We start from the raw sequence: 15,456 nt of genomic DNA, 5'->3' as shown, positions 1-15,456 counted from the left end.
CCGCCCCGGGCCCCCGCCGCGCGGGGACCCGGCAGGGACCCGGCGCGGACGCACTCGCGGCGGGGCACGACATCCCGTTGACTTCCCCCACCCCGCGGCAGAGCATGGCGGTGGAACCCGGGCGCGGACGTTGTGCCTGGTCAGCCGGGGGGAGCGGGATCATGGGCGAGCGGAGGCCGATCACGCTGCGCCTGCTGGGGAGCTGGGACCTCGCCGTGCAGGGCGCCCCGGTGCACACCGGGGCGCGGCAGCAGCGGCTCCTGGCGGCGCTGGCGGTCCACGGCCCCCGGTCCCGGCACTACCTCGCCGGCCTGCTGTGGCCGGAGTGCCCGGAGGACCACGCGCTCGGCAGTCTGCGCGCGGCCGTCTTCACCCTGTCCCGGCGCGTGCCGGGGGCCCTCGCGGGCCACGGCGGCGACCTCGCGCTCTCCGGGGCGGTGGACGTGGACCTGCACCGTCTGCTCGAACTGGTCCTGCGCCCCGTGGCGTCCTGGTCCGCCGAGCGGGACGACGCCTGGGTGCTGGACCGGCCCCGGGTGGCGCTGCTGCCGGGCTGGTACGACGACTGGGTGGTCGAGGAGCAGGCCCGGCTGCAGGAGCTCTACGTCAACGCCGTGGAGGAGCGGGCCGAGCTCTGCCTGGTCCGCGGGGAGGTCCACCACGCCCTCGCGCTGGCCCGGACGGTCCGAGACGCCGCTCCCCTGCGCGAGAGCGCCGTGCGCCTGCTGCTCCGCGCCCACCTCGCTCTCGGCAACGAGGCCGAGGCCCGGCGGGCTTTCCAGGAGTACCGCTCGGCCCTCGCGGCGGAGCTGGGCGAGCAGCCCTCGGACCGGGTCCGGGGGCTGCTCGAGCCCCGGCGCCGGCGGTGAGGACCCGGGTTCCGCGGCCCGGGCCCACGGGGGCCGCGGCCAGTGCTCAGCCGGCCTCGGGCGGCATCTCCAGGTGCACGACCTTCACCTGGGTCATCTCGTCGAGGAGCTCGGGGCCGTAGCCGAAGCCCGCGCCGGACGCCCGCCGCGGCTGCGCCGCACCGCCCGGGGCGCCGCCGAAGACGTTGTTGACCTTGAGCGTGCCCACGGGCAGCTCGGCCACGGCGCGCTGGGCGTGGGCGATCCGGCCGGTGAGCACGGTGGCGGCCAGCCCGTAGCGGTCGGCGGCGGCCAGCCGGAGCCCCTCGTCGAAGCTGTCGACGACCTGGACCGGCGCCACGGGCCCGAACGTCTCCTCGGTCATCACGGCCATCGCGGGGGTGCACCCGCGCAGCACGGTGGCCGGGTAGAACGCGCCGGGGCCCTCCGGGACCTGGGCGCCCTCGAGCACGACCGCCCCCTGGGCGACGCTCTCGGCGACCTGGCGGTGGACCTCCTCGCGCAGCCGCTCGTCGACCAGCGGCGCGAGCGTGCCGTCGGTGTTGCGCCGGCGCGCCTCCTCGGCGAGCGCCTCGAGGAACGGCTCGGCGACGCCGCGGTGGACGTAGATCCGCTCGACCGCCACGCAGATCTGGCCCGAGTTCGCGAACGCGCCGAGGGCGGCCTGCCCGGCGGCCCAGACGGGGTCGACGTCGTCGTCGACCACCAGGGCGTCGTTGCCGCCGTTCTCCCGGACCACGTGGGCGCCGGTGCCGAGCGCCGCGCGGGCGATGGCCTCCCCCGTGGCGGTGGAGCCGACGTGGGCGAGGACGTCGACGCCGGGCAGCGCCGTGAGCAGCTGCCCCACGGCGGCGCCGCCGGTGACGGTGCCGAGCACGCCGGCCGGCAGCGCCCCGGCGAGGATCTCCCCGAGGCGGGCCCCGACGTGGGGGCAGCGCTCGCTCGGCTTGTGCACCACGGTGTTGCCGGTGACGACCGCCGCGCCCAGCAGGCCCGCGGCCACGGCCACGGGGTCGTTCCAGGGGGTGAGGGCGACGACGACGCCGCGCGGCTCCGCGACCGTGTAGTCGGCCGCGAGCACGCTGCCGCGCAGGCTGTGGCCCCGGTGCACCGGGCCGAGCTCCGCGTACTGGTGGAGCGTCCCGACCCCGGCCATCACCCCGCCCAGGGACTCCTCGACGGGCTTGCCGGTCTCGCGGGCGTTGAGCTCGGCGAGCTCCTGGGCGTGGGCGGCCAGGCGGTCGGCGGCCGCGCGCAGGGCCTTCCCGCGCTCCTCGGGGGCGGTCCGGGCCCAGTCCCGGGCGGCGCCGCGGGCGGTCGCGACCGCGGCCCGCACCTCCTCCTCCGTGGCGGCGGCCAGGGTGCCGACCGTGGACCCGTCCCGCGGATCCTGCACGGTGAGCTCGGTCGTCGGGGCGGTGGCGGGTGCTGCGGTGGTCATGGAACTCCTTCTCCGTGCGGGCGGGCGTCCTCCGGCCGTGCGGGTGCGGACACCCCGGGGGCCGTCCTGATGAGCATACTGATGAACGGCTCGGGAGCGGCTACGGTAGCAGGGACCAGGCCGCCGCACCCGCGGCGCCTGCCCCCTGTTCCGACGAGGAGCAGCACGCCCGCCCGCGGCACCGGCCGTGGGCGCGGCCGTGTCCAGCAGAGAGGAAGTTGCATGAGTCTCCACCCCACCAATCCCGGCCGGGTGCTGATCACCGGCGGTGCCTCCGGGCTCGGCGCCGCCGTGGCGGAGGCGGTCCGCGACAACGGCGGCACCCCCATCGTCCTGGACCGGGACATCAGCACGCTCAGCGGCGTCACCGCCTACGAGGTCGACGTGGCGGACACCGCCGCGGTGGCCGAGACGGTGCGCCGGGCCGTGGCGGACGCCGGCGGTCTGGACGCGGTCGTCACCGCCGCCGGCATCGACCGCTGCGGCCGGCTCGAGGACGTGGCGAGCACCGAGTGGGAGAAGGTCGTGCAGGTCAACCTGTTCGGCACCGTGTCCACGGTGCGTGCGGCGCTGCCCGCCCTGCGGGATTCCCGGGGGCGGGTCGTCACCGTGGCCTCCACCCTGGCGCTGAAGGGCGTCTCGGACGCGACGGCGTACTGCGCCTCCAAGTTCGGGGTGCTGGGCTTCACCCAGGCCCTCGCCGCGGAGCTCAAGGGCGAGGTCGGCGTCACCCAGCTCATCCCCGGCGGCATGAAGACGCACTTCTTCGACGACCGGGACGAGCAGTACAAGCCCCAGGACGACTCCCAGCTCAACGATCCGGAGAACGTGGCGAACGCCGTCCTGTTCGCCCTCGGACAGCCCCGCGGGTGCGAGATCCGCGAGCTGTTCGTCGCCCACGCCGAGGAGGGCTCCTGGCCCTGATCGGCGCTGCGCACGGAGGGACGGCCGGGCCGGACCGCGGAAACGCCTCCGGCCCGGCCGTCGCCGCTGGTGAGGGCACGGTTGTCCCCACAACGGGCGACGGGTCGGGCGCGGGCGGATCATGACTGCGCATCTAGACTGATGACCTCTCCCCGACCGCACAGGAAGGCCTGACGTCAGCGTGGACTCCCCCCTCGACACCACGGTGGCACGCGTCCCGATCACGGTGCGCTGCCTCGACGAGCACGGCCGGCCCGTGCGCCTCTCGGCGCGCACGCTCGGACGCGGCTCCACCGACCTGCAGGACCTGCTGCGCCGGGCCTACGCCGCCGTCCGGGAGGACTGCCCCGCCGAGACCGTCACCGTCTCCTTCCTGGAGGACTGCCGGGGCAGGCTGCAGCTGGAGTACCTGGTGGTCGATCGCACCCGTCCGAGCCGCTGGCGGCGGAACCGCGAGCGGGGCCGCGCGGAGGACGTCCGGACGGCGCTGACGGAGGCGACCATCGTCGTGACCCTCGCGGTCGAGGCCGTCGGGGCGGTCGCCGCCGCGTCCACGGCCCGTTGGTCGGAGGGCGACACGCCCGACTTCGCCGACCTGGTCCTCGACGGCGCGCGCACCGTCCGGCTGCCCGGCGCCGTGCGCGACCTGCTCGGCGACGACGCGGTGCTGGAGCTGCTGCGGGGCACCATGGCGATGTTCCTGGACGACGACGTCGAGCAGCTGGTCATCGGCAAGGACCCCGAGCTACCCGGCCGCTACCAGGAGACGGTGGTCACCCGCTCCCCCGCCCTCGTGCGCTTCCTCCGGGGCGGGCCCCTGGCCGGACTGGTCCCCGGGGGCTCCGAACGGCCCTGAGCTCCCGGCCCTGCCCGGTGCGGCCCCGCCCCGGCGGCGGATCCGGGCGCGGTCCTGCGCGGCGCGCCGCCGCGGATGTCGGAGGCGGCGGCCATGATGGGCCCGACCGGTCACCGGGACGGAAGGGGCTCGACGTGGGACTGATGGCGCCGCTGCAGGACAGGCTGCGCACGACCTTCGCCGGACAGGCGGACCGCGTGCCGGAGTGGGAGCTGGCGCTGGCCGACGGCCAGGACGCCGGGCACTTCCGGCCCGGTTCGGCGGTGTGGGCCGTGCACGGGTCGATGGCGACGATCCCCGCGGGCGTTCGCGCCCTGCTCACCCAGGCCCTGCACCCGGGGGCGCTGGCCGGCGTCGTCGAGCACTCGGACTACCGGAGCGACCCCCTGGGGCGCCTCGCCGGGACCATCCGGTGGATCTTCACCGTCACCTACGGGGACACCACCGCCGCGCACCGGGCCTCGGCGCACGTCCGCCGGATCCACGACCGCGTGCGCGGCACCTACACCGGGGCCGACGGCGTGCGGCGCCCGTACTGCGCGAACGACCCCGAGCTCGCCGAGTGGGTCCACCTGGCGTTCACGGACGCGTTCCTGCGCTCCCACCAGCGGTGGGGCGGGACGATCCCGGGCGGGCCGGACGCCTACGTGCGGGAGTGGGCCGTGGCGGGCCGGCTGATGGGCGTGGAGCGGCCGCCGCGCTCCGAGGCCGAGCTGGACGAGCGCCTCCGGTCCTTCGGCCCCCGCCTCGCCGGAGGCCCGCGGGTGGACGACGTCGTGGCGTTCCTGCGCCGCCCGCCCCTGGACCCCGTGCTGCTGCCGGGCTACCGGGCCCTGTTCGCCGCCGTCGTGGACTCGCTGCCCGGGGACCGGCTGGACCTGCTCGGTCTCGAGCGTCCGCGGCTGGGCCCCGTGCCGCTGCCCACGCGCAGCGCCGCCGGGCTCACCCTGGCGGTGGTCGGCCGCGCCCTCGGGGAGACGGGGCCGAGCGAGGCGGCCGCGCGCCGCCGCCTCGCTCGCCTCGGCCTGCTCTGAGGGCGCCCCGCGCTCAGGCCGAGGCCTCCTCGGTCCCGGCGCGCCCGGTGACGTGGTCGTAGGCCTCCGCGGCCGCCGCGGCCACGCCGTGCCACGTCCGTCCCGGCACGACCCGGCGCCGGCCCTCGCCGCCGAGGCAGCGGCGCACGGCGGGGCACTCGAGCATCATCCGCAGGACCGTGGCGAGGGTCTCGGGCTCCTCCGGCGGGGTGAGCATCCCGGTGATGCCGTCGGCCACGGTCTCGGCGAGCACCGGCAGCCGCGAGGCGACCACGGGGGTCCCGGTGGCCAGGGCCTCGACGGACTCGGTCGGGGCCGCGGCCCGGGTGACCGGGCGGTCCTTGCGGGCGACCACGAACACGTCGAACGCCTGGTGGTACTGCACGACCTGCTCGTCCGGGACCCGCCCCGTGAAGCGGACCCGGTCGCCCAGGCCGAGCTCCGCGGCCAGGCGCTCGAGCTCCCGCCGCGCCGGGCCCGCGCCCACGACCACCACGAGCAGCTCCGGCACGTCGGCGCGCACGAGGGCCGCGGCGCGCAGGAGGTCGTCGAGGCCCTCGTGCTCCACCAGGTCCGCGACCGCGCCCACCACCCGAGCCGTCTCCGGCAGACCGAGCACCCGGCGCGCCTCCCGCAGGGGGCGGGGATCCGCCAGGTAGGGGCCGTCCACGGCGGGAGGCGCCACGCGGACCGGGACCGGGCCGGCCGGCAGGGCCCGCGTCAGCGCCCGCACCCGCTCGCCCATCGCACGGCTCGTGGTCACCACGTCGGCCGCGGCGGCCAGGACCTCGGCCTCCCGGGCGCAGTCGAGCCGGTGGCGCTCGCTCGTGGCGGCCTCGGCGGGACGGGAGGCCGCCCACCGGTCGGCCGGCAGCTCGCGCACCTCGTAGACCCACGGGATGCCCAGGGCCTCGGCCACCGCGCGGGTCACGAGGCCGTTGCCGGGACGGCTCGTCGTGTGCAGCACGGCGGGCCGGGCGCGCAGGGCCAGATCGAGCAGGGCCTGCGCCTCCTGCTGCAGTCGTGCCGTGGGCAGCAGCGCGCGGCGGGCGGGCAGGATCCGGTGGTAGGAGACGCCGTCGAGCACCTCGGGCGCCGGCCCGTGCGACCGGCCGTCGGCGGGCACGGGACCGGGGCGGGTCACGGCGGTCACGGTCCAGCCCTGGGCCACGGTTGCGGACAGCAGGGAGTGGTGGCGCGGGGCGCGGCGGCCCCGGGCGCGCGGCGGGGCCTCGGCCAGCACGTGCAGCACGGAGGCGGCCTCAGGCCGGTAGCCGACCACCGGGGTGAGCGCGGGACGCCAGCCGGAGAGCAGCCGCAGGTCGTCCTCGTAGTGGAGCAGCCGGCGGCGCTCCCCCGGCGTGGCTCGCCCGGCGCCCACGGCGCGCCGGAGCTCGACCACGGCCTCCGAGATCCGGCCGACGTGGCGGTGGCGGCGGGCCCGCGTGCCGGCGAGGTCGCTGGTGCCGGGCGGCACCAGCGCGAGGAACCGGTCCGCCTCGGCCACGCGGCCCGCGGACAGGGCGGCCTCGGCGAGGCGCCGGGCCGCGCCCGGCGCGGGACGCCGGCGGCGGGCCCGGCCGAGCCGGTGCTCGAGCTGCCGCTCCGCGCGCGGGTCCGGGCCCAGGGCGCGGACCACGGCGGCCCCGGCCTCGGGCCAGGGACTGCGCAGCAGGGCGCGGGCGGCGGGTCGCGCCGCGGCGGCGGGGAGAAGCCGGGCCGCGGGCAGCCAGAAGGCCTCGGGCTCGTCGTCCGGACTGAAGGGGCGGGGAGTGTGCGGCATGGCCTTCTCGCGGGGGGTCAAGAGGGGCCGTCCCGGTCGATCACGGGGCGTGCTGCGGGCGGGGGAAGACGTTTCTCGCCGGGTCGGGGGCCGGTGGGGAACTACTGATCGTCAGGGTTCAGCGTAGCAAGATATGGGCCCAGATCGTCCGCCGCGACGGCCGTGCCGATGCCCGCCATCGCCTCGAGGTCGGGCAGGACCACGGACTGCCCGTCCGGGGACACGCCGAGGCCCTGATCGGGGGCCGTGGTCATCCGCAGGTCCCCGGCGGAGAGACCGGCCAGGTCGGGGGCGAGCCCGGCGATCCACGCCGCGTCGAGCCCCTCGCTCACCGTCAGGTAGGGCGAGAAGTCGCTGACCACGGTGTGCAGCCGGACCGGGTTGAGCAGCGTCTGCGGGCCGAGCAGCCGCTCGAGAGCGGACTGGACGTAGTTGCGCTGGTTCTCCACCCGCTGGAAGTCCCCGTCCTCGAAGGCCTTGCGCTCCCGGACGAACTCGAGCGCCCGTTCCCCGTCCATGTGCTCGGGGCCCTGCTCGAAGGTCATGCCCTCGTTGGACACGAAGTCCTGGGGCACGTCGACGGTCACGCCGCCGAGGGCGTCGGTGAGGGCCTGGAAGCCGGCGAAGTCCACCTCGGCGACCTGGTCGACCCGGGTGCCGAAGAGGTCCTCGACCGTCCCGACCATCAGCGGGACGCCGCCGAGGTCGAGGGCGGCGTTGATCTTCGCCTCCCCCACCCCGGGGATCGGCACCCACGTGTCCCGCAGCACGGAGATGACGTAGGCCTCGCCGCCGTCCTCGGGAAGGTGCACCAGCATGATGGTGTCCGCCCGCACCCCCTCGACGCCCACGTCCGCCCGCCCGCCGGGCTGGCTGTCGGCGCCGAGCAGCAGCACGGTGGTGCCCCGGTCCTGGGCGGAGCCCGCCGCGGGGCGCCCGCTCTCGGCGGGGAACGCGTCGTCCACGACCTGCTTGCGGGCGTCGAAGGTCCGTCCCAGGTTCCAGACGAACGCGGCGGCCACCAGGGCGAGGACCAGCACGAGACCCAGGAGCACCAGCAGCACGCGCCGCACCGGGCGGCGGCGCGGCGCGGCCGCCGCGCGCTCGGCACCACGGTCGGCGTCGCGGGCGGATTCGCGGTCGTGGACGGTCATTCAGAGGCTCCCCGTTCGGTGGGTCGGGCGGACGCCGGTCGCGGCACCTGTCCCGGCCGGTGCGCCCATGCTAGGCCGCCGCTGCTCGGAGGTCGCCCGGAGGTCGCTGGGAGAGCCGGGGGCGGAGAAGGGCCACGGGCGGGTCAGGGCACCCGGCCGATCCACTCCGGGGTGGCGAACTTGGTGCGCACGAGCTCGCGGGCGGCGGCGATCTCGGTGTCCCGGACGATGCCCTCCGCGGCGCCGTAGCGGCCCGCGAAGACCTCCACGAGCTTGCCCACGACGTCGGCGCGGGCCATGCCGGTCTGCCGGCGCAGCGGGTCCACGCGCTTCTTGGCCGAGCGGTGCCCCTTGTCGGAGAGCTTCTCCTTGCCGATCCGCAGGACCTCGGTCATCTTCTGCGCGTCGATGTCGTAGCTCATGGTCACGTGGTGGACCATCCCGCCGCCCGCGAAGCGCTTCTGCGCCGCTCCGCCGATCTTGCCGTGCTCGGTGGCGATGTCGTTGAGCGGGACGTAGAACGCCTCCAGGCCCATCTCCTGGAACGCCTGCATGACCCACTGGTCGAGGAACGGGTAGGACTCCGAGAAGCTGAGCCCGTCCACGAGCGTCTGCGGCAGGTACAGCGAGTAGGTGATGCAGTTGCCCGCCTCCATGAACATGGCCCCGCCCCCGGAGACGCGGCGCACCACGGAGACGCCGTGCCGCCGGGCGCCCTCGGCGTCCACCTCGTTGCGCAGGGACTGGAAGGACCCGATCACCACGGACGGCTCCTCCCAGTCCCACAGGCGCAGGGCGGGCGGGCGCCGGCCCGCGCCCACCTCGCGGGCGAGGACCTCGTCGAGCGCGAGGTTCTCCAGGGTGGGGCGGACGGTGGGCGGGATGACCTCCCACGCGTGGTCGTCCCACGTCGTGGCGTGGGCCAGGGCCCGGCGGACCGCGGTGGCGATCGCCTGCGGGGAGAAGCCGAACAGCACGACGTCGGGCGCGAGGGCCGCCTCGACCGCCGCGACGATCTCCTGCGGGGAGGCCTGCTCGCTGAGCCCGGTGAGCGCCGCGTTGATGTCCTCGAGGGCCTCGTCGGGCTCGAGGAAGAAGTCCCCGTTCACGGAGACGTCGGCCAGCCGCCCGTCGACCACGTCCAGGTCCGCGACCACGAGCTTGCCGCCCAGCACCTTGTACTCCCCGTGCCGTCGCTCCTGCGCCATCCGTGTCCTTCCCTCGTCCGTGCCGGTGGTCCCGGGTCAGCCTACGCCGGGGACCGCGGGCACGGCGCAGGCCCGGACCGGTGCGGTCCGGGCCTGCGGGCGATCGTGCGGGGCCCCGCGAGCGGGACGGAGATCAGCTGCTGGACTTGCCGAAGTTCTTGAAGCGGGCGTTGAAGCGCTCCACGCGGCCGGCGGAGTCCATGATGCGCTGCTTGCCGGTGTAGAACGGGTGGGACTCCGAGGAGATCTCGACCTCGATGATCGGGTATTCGTTGCCGTCCTCCCACGTCTCGGTCTTCTTCGAGGTGGCGGTGGAACGGGTCAGGATCGTCTTGCCGGAGGCCAGGTCGCGGAAGAGTACCGGGTGGTAGTCCGGGTGGATGTCAGTCTTCATGGGGTTCAAACCTTTGTCGTCGGTGCCTGGATTTTGCCAGCCACGGTTTCGCTCGGTGGGCGGTGCGCCGTCGTCGTCCGTCCGCGCGGTCCGGGAAGGGCGGGGGCATCGGGCACCAGCGGTCCAGCGTACCGGATCGCCGGTGGAAATTCACCCGCCGTCCCGCGGCGCGGGGGGGCCCGGTGCTTGCCGTTCCCCCCCCGCGCCGCTGCCCCGGCCGCGGCGCCTCACCACCGGTGGGCGACGTCCACGACGAGCCGCGACCCCCGGCCCGGCCCGTCGAGGACGAACACCCGGAACGGCAGCCGCGCGCGCACGCCGAGGCCGACCGATGTCCGGGCCTCGTAGCTGCCGCCCCACGCGACCTGGCGGAACGTGCGGTAGCCGGCGACGTCCACGAGCTCCCGCCGGTCGTCGAACTCGTAGGTGGGCCTGCCCCTGCCGTCGTAGGCGGGGGCGTTGGCCGTGATCACCAGATCGGTCCCCCGCAGGGGGATGGGGTCGCCGGAGCCGATGCCCGTGAACCGGGCGTAGCGCACGTCGTAGCCCCGCAGCCTGCCGTCGAGGTCGATCACCATCCGGTCGAAGCAGCGGTGCTGCCCCGCCCGGACGTCCGTGACGTGGGGGTAGCGGGGCGTGGTCGCCTCACCGCTGCGGGCCTTGGCCCCCGATCCCCACGTGATGCCGCAGTACGGGGCCGCGGCGTTCGCGCTGCCGGGGACGATGAGCCCCAGCCCCATGGCCAGCACGAGTGCCGCCAGCCATGAGATGACTTTCTTCATGATGCACCTTCTCCAAGACCCCTCGGGCCCCGGTGGGCTCGAGCGGGTGCTCCCATGATCCGCCTTTCCGAATGCTAAGTCTCCAGGTGAGGGTGAACTGGGTCAGCAATCGTTATGGGGCGGGGCGTCAGCGGCAGGGCCGGGTCTCCCAGAAGGCCACGGCCGAGGCGGCGGCGACGTTGAGGGAGTCCACGCCGTGGGACATCGGGATCCGCACGGTGAGGTCCGCGTGGTGGACGGCGGCGGCGCTCAGCCCGTCCCCCTCGGTGCCGAGGACCAGGGCCAGGCGCTCGTCGCGGCGCGCCGACAGCTCCTGGAGGGTGATCGAGTCGTCGCTCAGGGCGAGCGCCGCAGTGGTGAAGCCCGCGTCCTTGATCCGCTGCAGGTCGGCCGTCCAGTGCTGCAGCCGGGTCCACGGGACCTGGAACACGGTGCCCATGGAGACCCGGATGGAGCGCCGGTACAGGGGATCGGCGCAGCGCGGGGTGACGAGCACGGCGTCGACGTCCAACGCGGCGGCCGAACGGAAGATCGCCCCCACGTTGGTGTGGTCGACGATGTCCTCGAGGACCGCCACCCGGTGCGACGACGCCAGGAGCCGCTCCAGCTCCACCGGCTCCGGGCGCTGCATGGCCGCGATCGCCCCGCGGTGCAGGTGGAAGCCGGTGATCTGCTCGAGCACCTCGTCCGGGCCGACGTACAGGGGCACGTCCGGGTGCTCGGCGAGGACGTCCGCGAGGTCCTCCAGCCACTTCTCCGCCATGAAGAAGGACCGGGGGGTGTGCCCGGCCGCGAGCGCCCGGCGGAGCACCTTGGAGGACTCGGCGATGTACATGCCGCGCTCGGGCTCGAGCTTGCGCCGCAGCCGGACGTCGGTCAGGCGGGCGTAGTCGGCCACCCGGGGGTCGTCGGCGCTGTCGAGGCGGATCATCTGGGGGAGGTCGGTCACGGGGGTCTCTTCGGGGTCGGGGTTCGAGGCGGGCGGGGTCGGGGCCGCGGAGGGGGTCCGCCCCGAATGGTAGCCGGAGCCCGTCCGGGGCCCGGCCGGTCTCAGAGCAGCTGGGACACGAGGCTCACGAGGGCCACGACGCCGAGCACCACGATCACGGTGCGCAGCAGGACCGGGGAGAGCCGGCGGCCGATCTTGGCCCCCGCCCAGGCGCCCACCGTGGAGCTGAGGGCGATGAGCAGCACCACCCACCAGTTGATCCGGTCGAACGCGAAGAGGATGTAGGACACGGCGGCGACGATGTTCACCGCCGCCACCAGCACCACCTTGACGGCGTTGGCGGCCTGCAGCGAGGCGAGCAGGAAGACGCCCAGGATGCCGAGCAGCAGCACGCCCTGGGCGGCCACGAAGTACCCGCCGTAGATCCCGGCCAGGAACACCAGGACGTACAGGGACGCGGGCTGCGGGGCCCGGTCCGGGTCGAGGGTGCGGGGGGTCTCCCCCCGGGCCCGGGCCGCCGCGGCGGCGGCCTCGGCCTGCTCGTCCTTGCGCCGGCGCACCAGAGCCTGGAGCCGCGGCTGGAAGACCACGAACAGGAGGGCGACGACGATCAGCCCCGGCGCGGCGTAGCCGAAGACCTCCTCGGGCAGGTGCAGCAGCAGCCACGCGCCGATCACCCCGCCGAGCGCGGAGCAGGGGATGAGCTTGAGCAGGGTCCGTTCCACGCCCGCGAGCTCGTGGCGGTAGTTCCAGGCGCCGGTGAGGTTGCCGGCGATCAGGCCCATCGCGTTGGACATGGACGCGGTCACGGGCGGGACGCCCATGGTCACGAGCACGGGGAAGGTGACGAGGGTGCCCGAGCCGACGATGGTGTTGATCAGTCCGGCGGCGACGCCGGCGAGCAGGATGAGGGCGGCCTGCCACCACTCGAACGGGAAGTCCGCGGCGAGGGCTGCGAGCGTGTCGGGCACCACGTCGGGTCAGGACCGGCCGAACGCGGCGAAGCGGTTGCCGACCTTCACCAGCTTCAGCGGGAGGCCGAAGGTCTCGGAGAGGTTCTTCTGCGTCATGACGGTGCGGACGGGGCCCGCGGCCACCACCCGGCCCTCGCGCAGCAGCAGTGCGTGGGTGAAGGCGTCGGGCACCTCTTCGAGGTGGTGGGTGACCATGACGATCGCCGGGGACGCCCCGTCGCGGGCCAGCTCGTCCAGCCGGGCCACCAGGTCCTCCCGCCCGCCCACGTCCAGGCCGGCGGCGGGCTCGTCGAGCAGCAGCAGCTCGGGGTCGGTCATCAGGGCGCGGGCGATCAGGACGCGCTTTCGCTCCCCCTCCGAGAGCGAGCCGAAGCGGCGCTCCGCCAGGTGCTCGATCCCCCACGCGGCCATGAGCTCCTGCGCCTGGGCCTCGTCGGCGTCGTCGTAGCTCTCGATCCACCGCCCCGTCACCCCGTACGCGGCGGTGACCACGCAGTTGCGCACGGACTCGGCGTCGGGGATCTGGGTGGCGAGCACGGCGGAGGTCAGCCCGATGCGGGGGCGCAGCTCGAACACGTCCACCGCGCCGAGGATCTCGTCCAGGATGTCGACCATGCCCCGGGAGGGGTGCAGGCGGGCGGCCGCGATGGACAGCAGGGTGGTCTTGCCGGCGCCGTTGGGGCCGAGGATGACCCAGCGCTCGCCCTCGTTGACGACCCAGTCCACGGAATCCAGCAGGGTCTTCTGTCCGCGGACCACGCTGACGTCCACCATCTCCACCACAGCACTCATACCCGCCACTCTAGGACACGCGGAGCGCCGCACCGGCGTGCCGGTGCGGCACGCACCCCGTCAGGGACGGGCGGAGCGGCGCGGCCACCGCCCACGGATGATCGACGCGCGGTGCTCCCTGCCCCTCCCGGCGGCGCCGGAGCGGGCGGCCCAGAAGTCCTCCCCGGCCCAGCGGAAGCGGGGCGTCTCCTTGGCCAGGAACGCCCGCTGCCCGATGCGGGCGTCGGGTCCGTCGAGGACTTCCCGGAACAGGGCCTCGGAGATCTCGTCGGCGCCGAACCCGGCCGCCTCGCCCTCGTCCGGGGAGGCGAGCGCGATCAGGTGCTTGTGGGCCTGCACGGAGAGCTGGGACCGCCCCGCCAGGTCCGTGACCACCTGCTCCAGGGCCGACTCGAAGCCGGCGTCCTCCACCACGCGGGTGAGCATGCCCCACCGCTCGGCGTCGGCGGCGGTGACGGTGTCGCCGGTGAGCAGCAGGTAGGAGGCCGTGCCGGGGCCCACCAGGCGGACCAGACGCTGGATCCCGGAGGCCGGGAACACGATGCCGATCCGGGCCGGGGTCAGTCCGATGCGCAGGGAGGCCGTGGCGATGCGCAGGTCGCAGGCGCCGGCCAGCATCCAGGCCCCGCCCATGCAGTACCCCTCCAGGGCCGCCACGGTGGGCTTGTGCACCGCGGCCAGGGCCGCCTCGGCCTCGGTGAGCAGCCCGCCGCGGGGCAGCCCGGTGCCGGGCTCGCCCAGGCACTCGAACACCTCGGCGATGTCGGCCCCGGCGGAGAACACCCCGCCCGCCCCGCGCAGCCCGATCACCCGCACGCCGGGGTCGGCGTCCAGCTTCTCCAGCACGCCGGGCAGGGCCGCCCACATCGCCGGGGACAGCGCGTTGCGCCGGTCGGGGCGGTCGAGGACCACCCAGGCCACGGGTCCTTCCCGCCGGACCTCCAGGGCGCCGGTGGACATCTCGGGGAGGGGCTGAGCGGTCATCGGAGGGCCTCCGTCTTCGGGTCGGTGGTGTTCCCGGTGGGGCCGGCCCCGGTCGCGGTGCCCGCGAGCCAGTCGCGGACGGAGGCACCGTGCTGGTCGAGCACGGGCGGGGCGGCGTGGTCCCGCCGTGTCGTCTCGTCCGTGTCGCCGGGGGCGAAGAACCGCACCGCGGGTCCGGGCAGCTCGACGGGACCGAGGACCTCGTGGTCGACGCCCACGACCAGCCCCTGCGAGCGCACCTGTTCCCAGGCGTAGACCTCGTCCAGGGTCCGGACCTTCCCGGCCGGGATGCCGATCCCGGCCAGCAGCTCCAGCAGCTCCTCGGGACCGTGCGCGGCGAAGGCCTCCTCGACGGCGGCGATCACGGCCGGGCGGTTGCGGACGCGGTCGGCGTTGGTCGCGAACTCCGGCCGGTCGGGGTCGATCCCGAAGGCCCCGGCGAAGGTGCGCCACAGCTTCTCGCTGCCCACGCTGATCTGCACCTTCCCGCCGCGGCAGGCGAACAGGCCGTAGGGCGCGATGGAGGGGTGGTGGTTGCCCTGGGCCCGCGGCACCTCGTGGGCCACGGTGGCGCGGGTGCCCTGGAAGGCGTGCACCCCGACCACCGAGGACAGCAGGGAGGTGCGCACGACCTTCCCGGCCCCGGTGCGCTCGCGCTCGTAGAGGGCGGCCAGCACGCCGTAGGCGCCGTTCATCCCGGCCAGCAGGTCGGCGATGGGCACGCCCACCCGCTGGGGGTCGTCCGGGCCGGAACCGGTGAGCGACATGAGCCCGGCCTCGCCCTGGACGATCTGGTCGTAGCCGGAGCGCCGGGACTCCGGTCCGTCGTGGCCGAAGCCGGTGATGGAGAGCACCACCAGGCGGGGGTTCAGGCGGTGCAGCTCCTCGACGGAGAAGCCGAGCCGGTCCAGCACCCCGGGCCGGAAGTTCTCCACCAGGACGTCGGCGCGCTCCACGAGCGCCCGGAGCACCTGACCGCCGTCCTCGGACTTGAGGTCCAGGGCCACGGACTCCTTGTTGCGGTTGCAGGACAGGAAGTACGTGGCCTGCGGGTCGTCCTCGGGTCCCACGAAGGGCGGGCCCCACCCGCGGGTGTCGTCACCCGTGCCGGGGCTCTCGATCTTGACGACCCGCGCGCCCAGGTCGGCGAGCATCATGGCCGCGTGCGGGCCGGCGAGGGCACGGGACAGGTCCACGACGAGGGTGCCGGCCAGGGGGCCGCCGGACGGCGAGGGCTCCTGGGGGTCGGTGCGGGGCGGGGTGCCGGTGGCGGGCTGGATGTCGGTCATGGCGGGTTCCTCCGTGATCGGGT

Annotated in this window: 15 protein-coding genes; 4 read left to right on the top strand and 11 right to left on the bottom strand. The window is 75.3% G+C overall.

The genetic code is table 11. The features are described from left to right. Positions 1-161 precede the first annotated feature (161 nt). Positions 162-869 carry a BTAD domain-containing putative transcriptional regulator gene (locus tag RF640_RS12795; RefSeq protein WP_368828072.1) on the top strand — a complete coding sequence of 236 codons (708 nt, stop codon included), beginning with the start codon at positions 162-164 and terminating at the stop codon, positions 867-869. Positions 870-915: 46 nt separating this feature from the next. Here RF640_RS12795 and RF640_RS12790 read toward each other — a convergent pair whose 3' ends face one another. Then, positions 916-2,310 (bottom strand): aldehyde dehydrogenase, encoded by a 1,395-nt coding sequence (locus tag RF640_RS12790; RefSeq protein WP_368828067.1) that lies wholly within the window; start codon positions 2,308-2,310, stop codon positions 916-918. A 222-nt stretch (positions 2,311-2,532) separates the two neighbouring features. Between RF640_RS12790 and RF640_RS12785 the strand changes: the two genes are divergently transcribed. The 3 genes from RF640_RS12785 to RF640_RS12775 all read left to right on the top strand — a co-directional run bounded on the left by RF640_RS12785 (position 2,533) and on the right by RF640_RS12775 (position 5,124). Then, positions 2,533-3,234, top strand: coding sequence for an SDR family oxidoreductase (locus tag RF640_RS12785; RefSeq protein WP_368828065.1), 702 nt, complete (start codon positions 2,533-2,535; stop codon positions 3,232-3,234). A gap of 181 nt (positions 3,235-3,415) precedes the next feature. Next, entirely contained in the window at positions 3,416-4,090 is a 675-nt protein-coding gene (locus tag RF640_RS12780; protein WP_017834337.1) for a hypothetical protein, read from the top strand. Positions 4,091-4,233: 143 nt separating this feature from the next. Then, positions 4,234-5,124 (top strand): oxygenase MpaB family protein, encoded by an 891-nt coding sequence (locus tag RF640_RS12775; protein ID WP_368828097.1) that lies wholly within the window; start codon positions 4,234-4,236, stop codon positions 5,122-5,124. A gap of 13 nt (positions 5,125-5,137) precedes the next feature. Here the strand turns inward: RF640_RS12775 and RF640_RS12770 are convergent, their stop codons facing one another. The 10 genes from RF640_RS12770 to RF640_RS12725 form a co-directional block, all read right to left on the bottom strand. Continuing rightward, positions 5,138-6,907 carry a glycosyltransferase family 4 protein gene (locus RF640_RS12770; RefSeq protein ID WP_368828063.1) on the bottom strand — a complete coding sequence of 590 codons (1,770 nt, stop codon included), beginning with the start codon at positions 6,905-6,907 and terminating at the stop codon, positions 5,138-5,140. A 101-nt stretch (positions 6,908-7,008) separates the two neighbouring features. Further along, positions 7,009-8,061: an LCP family protein gene (locus tag RF640_RS12765; protein WP_017834339.1), complete on the bottom strand. Its 1,053-nt coding sequence runs from the start codon at positions 8,059-8,061 to the stop codon at positions 7,009-7,011. A gap of 143 nt (positions 8,062-8,204) precedes the next feature. Next, positions 8,205-9,269: a biotin/lipoate A/B protein ligase family protein gene (locus RF640_RS12760; protein ID WP_368828061.1), complete on the bottom strand. Its 1,065-nt coding sequence runs from the start codon at positions 9,267-9,269 to the stop codon at positions 8,205-8,207. Positions 9,270-9,402: 133 nt separating this feature from the next. Continuing rightward, positions 9,403-9,663 (bottom strand): type B 50S ribosomal protein L31, encoded by a 261-nt coding sequence (locus RF640_RS12755; RefSeq protein WP_017834341.1) that lies wholly within the window; start codon positions 9,661-9,663, stop codon positions 9,403-9,405. A 227-nt stretch (positions 9,664-9,890) separates the two neighbouring features. Next, entirely contained in the window at positions 9,891-10,445 is a 555-nt protein-coding gene (locus tag RF640_RS12750; protein ID WP_167508885.1) for a hypothetical protein, read from the bottom strand. Positions 10,446-10,572: 127 nt separating this feature from the next. Continuing rightward, positions 10,573-11,376 carry an RNA methyltransferase gene (locus tag RF640_RS12745; RefSeq protein WP_109268975.1) on the bottom strand — a complete coding sequence of 268 codons (804 nt, stop codon included), beginning with the start codon at positions 11,374-11,376 and terminating at the stop codon, positions 10,573-10,575. 119 nt (positions 11,377-11,495) lie between these two features. After that, positions 11,496-12,365 carry a sulfite exporter TauE/SafE family protein gene (locus RF640_RS12740; protein WP_051063812.1) on the bottom strand — a complete coding sequence of 290 codons (870 nt, stop codon included), beginning with the start codon at positions 12,363-12,365 and terminating at the stop codon, positions 11,496-11,498. A gap of 9 nt (positions 12,366-12,374) precedes the next feature. After that, the gene (locus RF640_RS12735; protein ID WP_031283465.1) at positions 12,375-13,160 is read right to left on the bottom strand and encodes an ABC transporter ATP-binding protein; all 786 of its coding nucleotides are present in this window, start codon (positions 13,158-13,160) and stop codon (positions 12,375-12,377) included. Positions 13,161-13,220: 60 nt separating this feature from the next. After that, positions 13,221-14,144 carry an enoyl-CoA hydratase/isomerase family protein gene (locus RF640_RS12730; RefSeq protein WP_052132714.1) on the bottom strand — a complete coding sequence of 308 codons (924 nt, stop codon included), beginning with the start codon at positions 14,142-14,144 and terminating at the stop codon, positions 13,221-13,223. Next, the gene (locus RF640_RS12725; RefSeq protein ID WP_229586553.1) at positions 14,141-15,433 is read right to left on the bottom strand and encodes a CoA transferase; all 1,293 of its coding nucleotides are present in this window, start codon (positions 15,431-15,433) and stop codon (positions 14,141-14,143) included. Before RF640_RS12725 ends, RF640_RS12730 begins: the two co-directional genes overlap by 4 nt. Positions 15,434-15,456 lie beyond the last annotated feature (23 nt).

Origin of the sequence: Kocuria sp. CPCC 205231, from assembly GCF_040980965.1 — a bacterium.
Taxonomy (GTDB): domain Bacteria; phylum Actinomycetota; class Actinomycetes; order Actinomycetales; family Micrococcaceae; genus Kocuria; species Kocuria rosea.
Note: the sequence above shows the minus strand (reverse complement) of the source record. Positions and strands in the feature narration are given on the sequence as shown.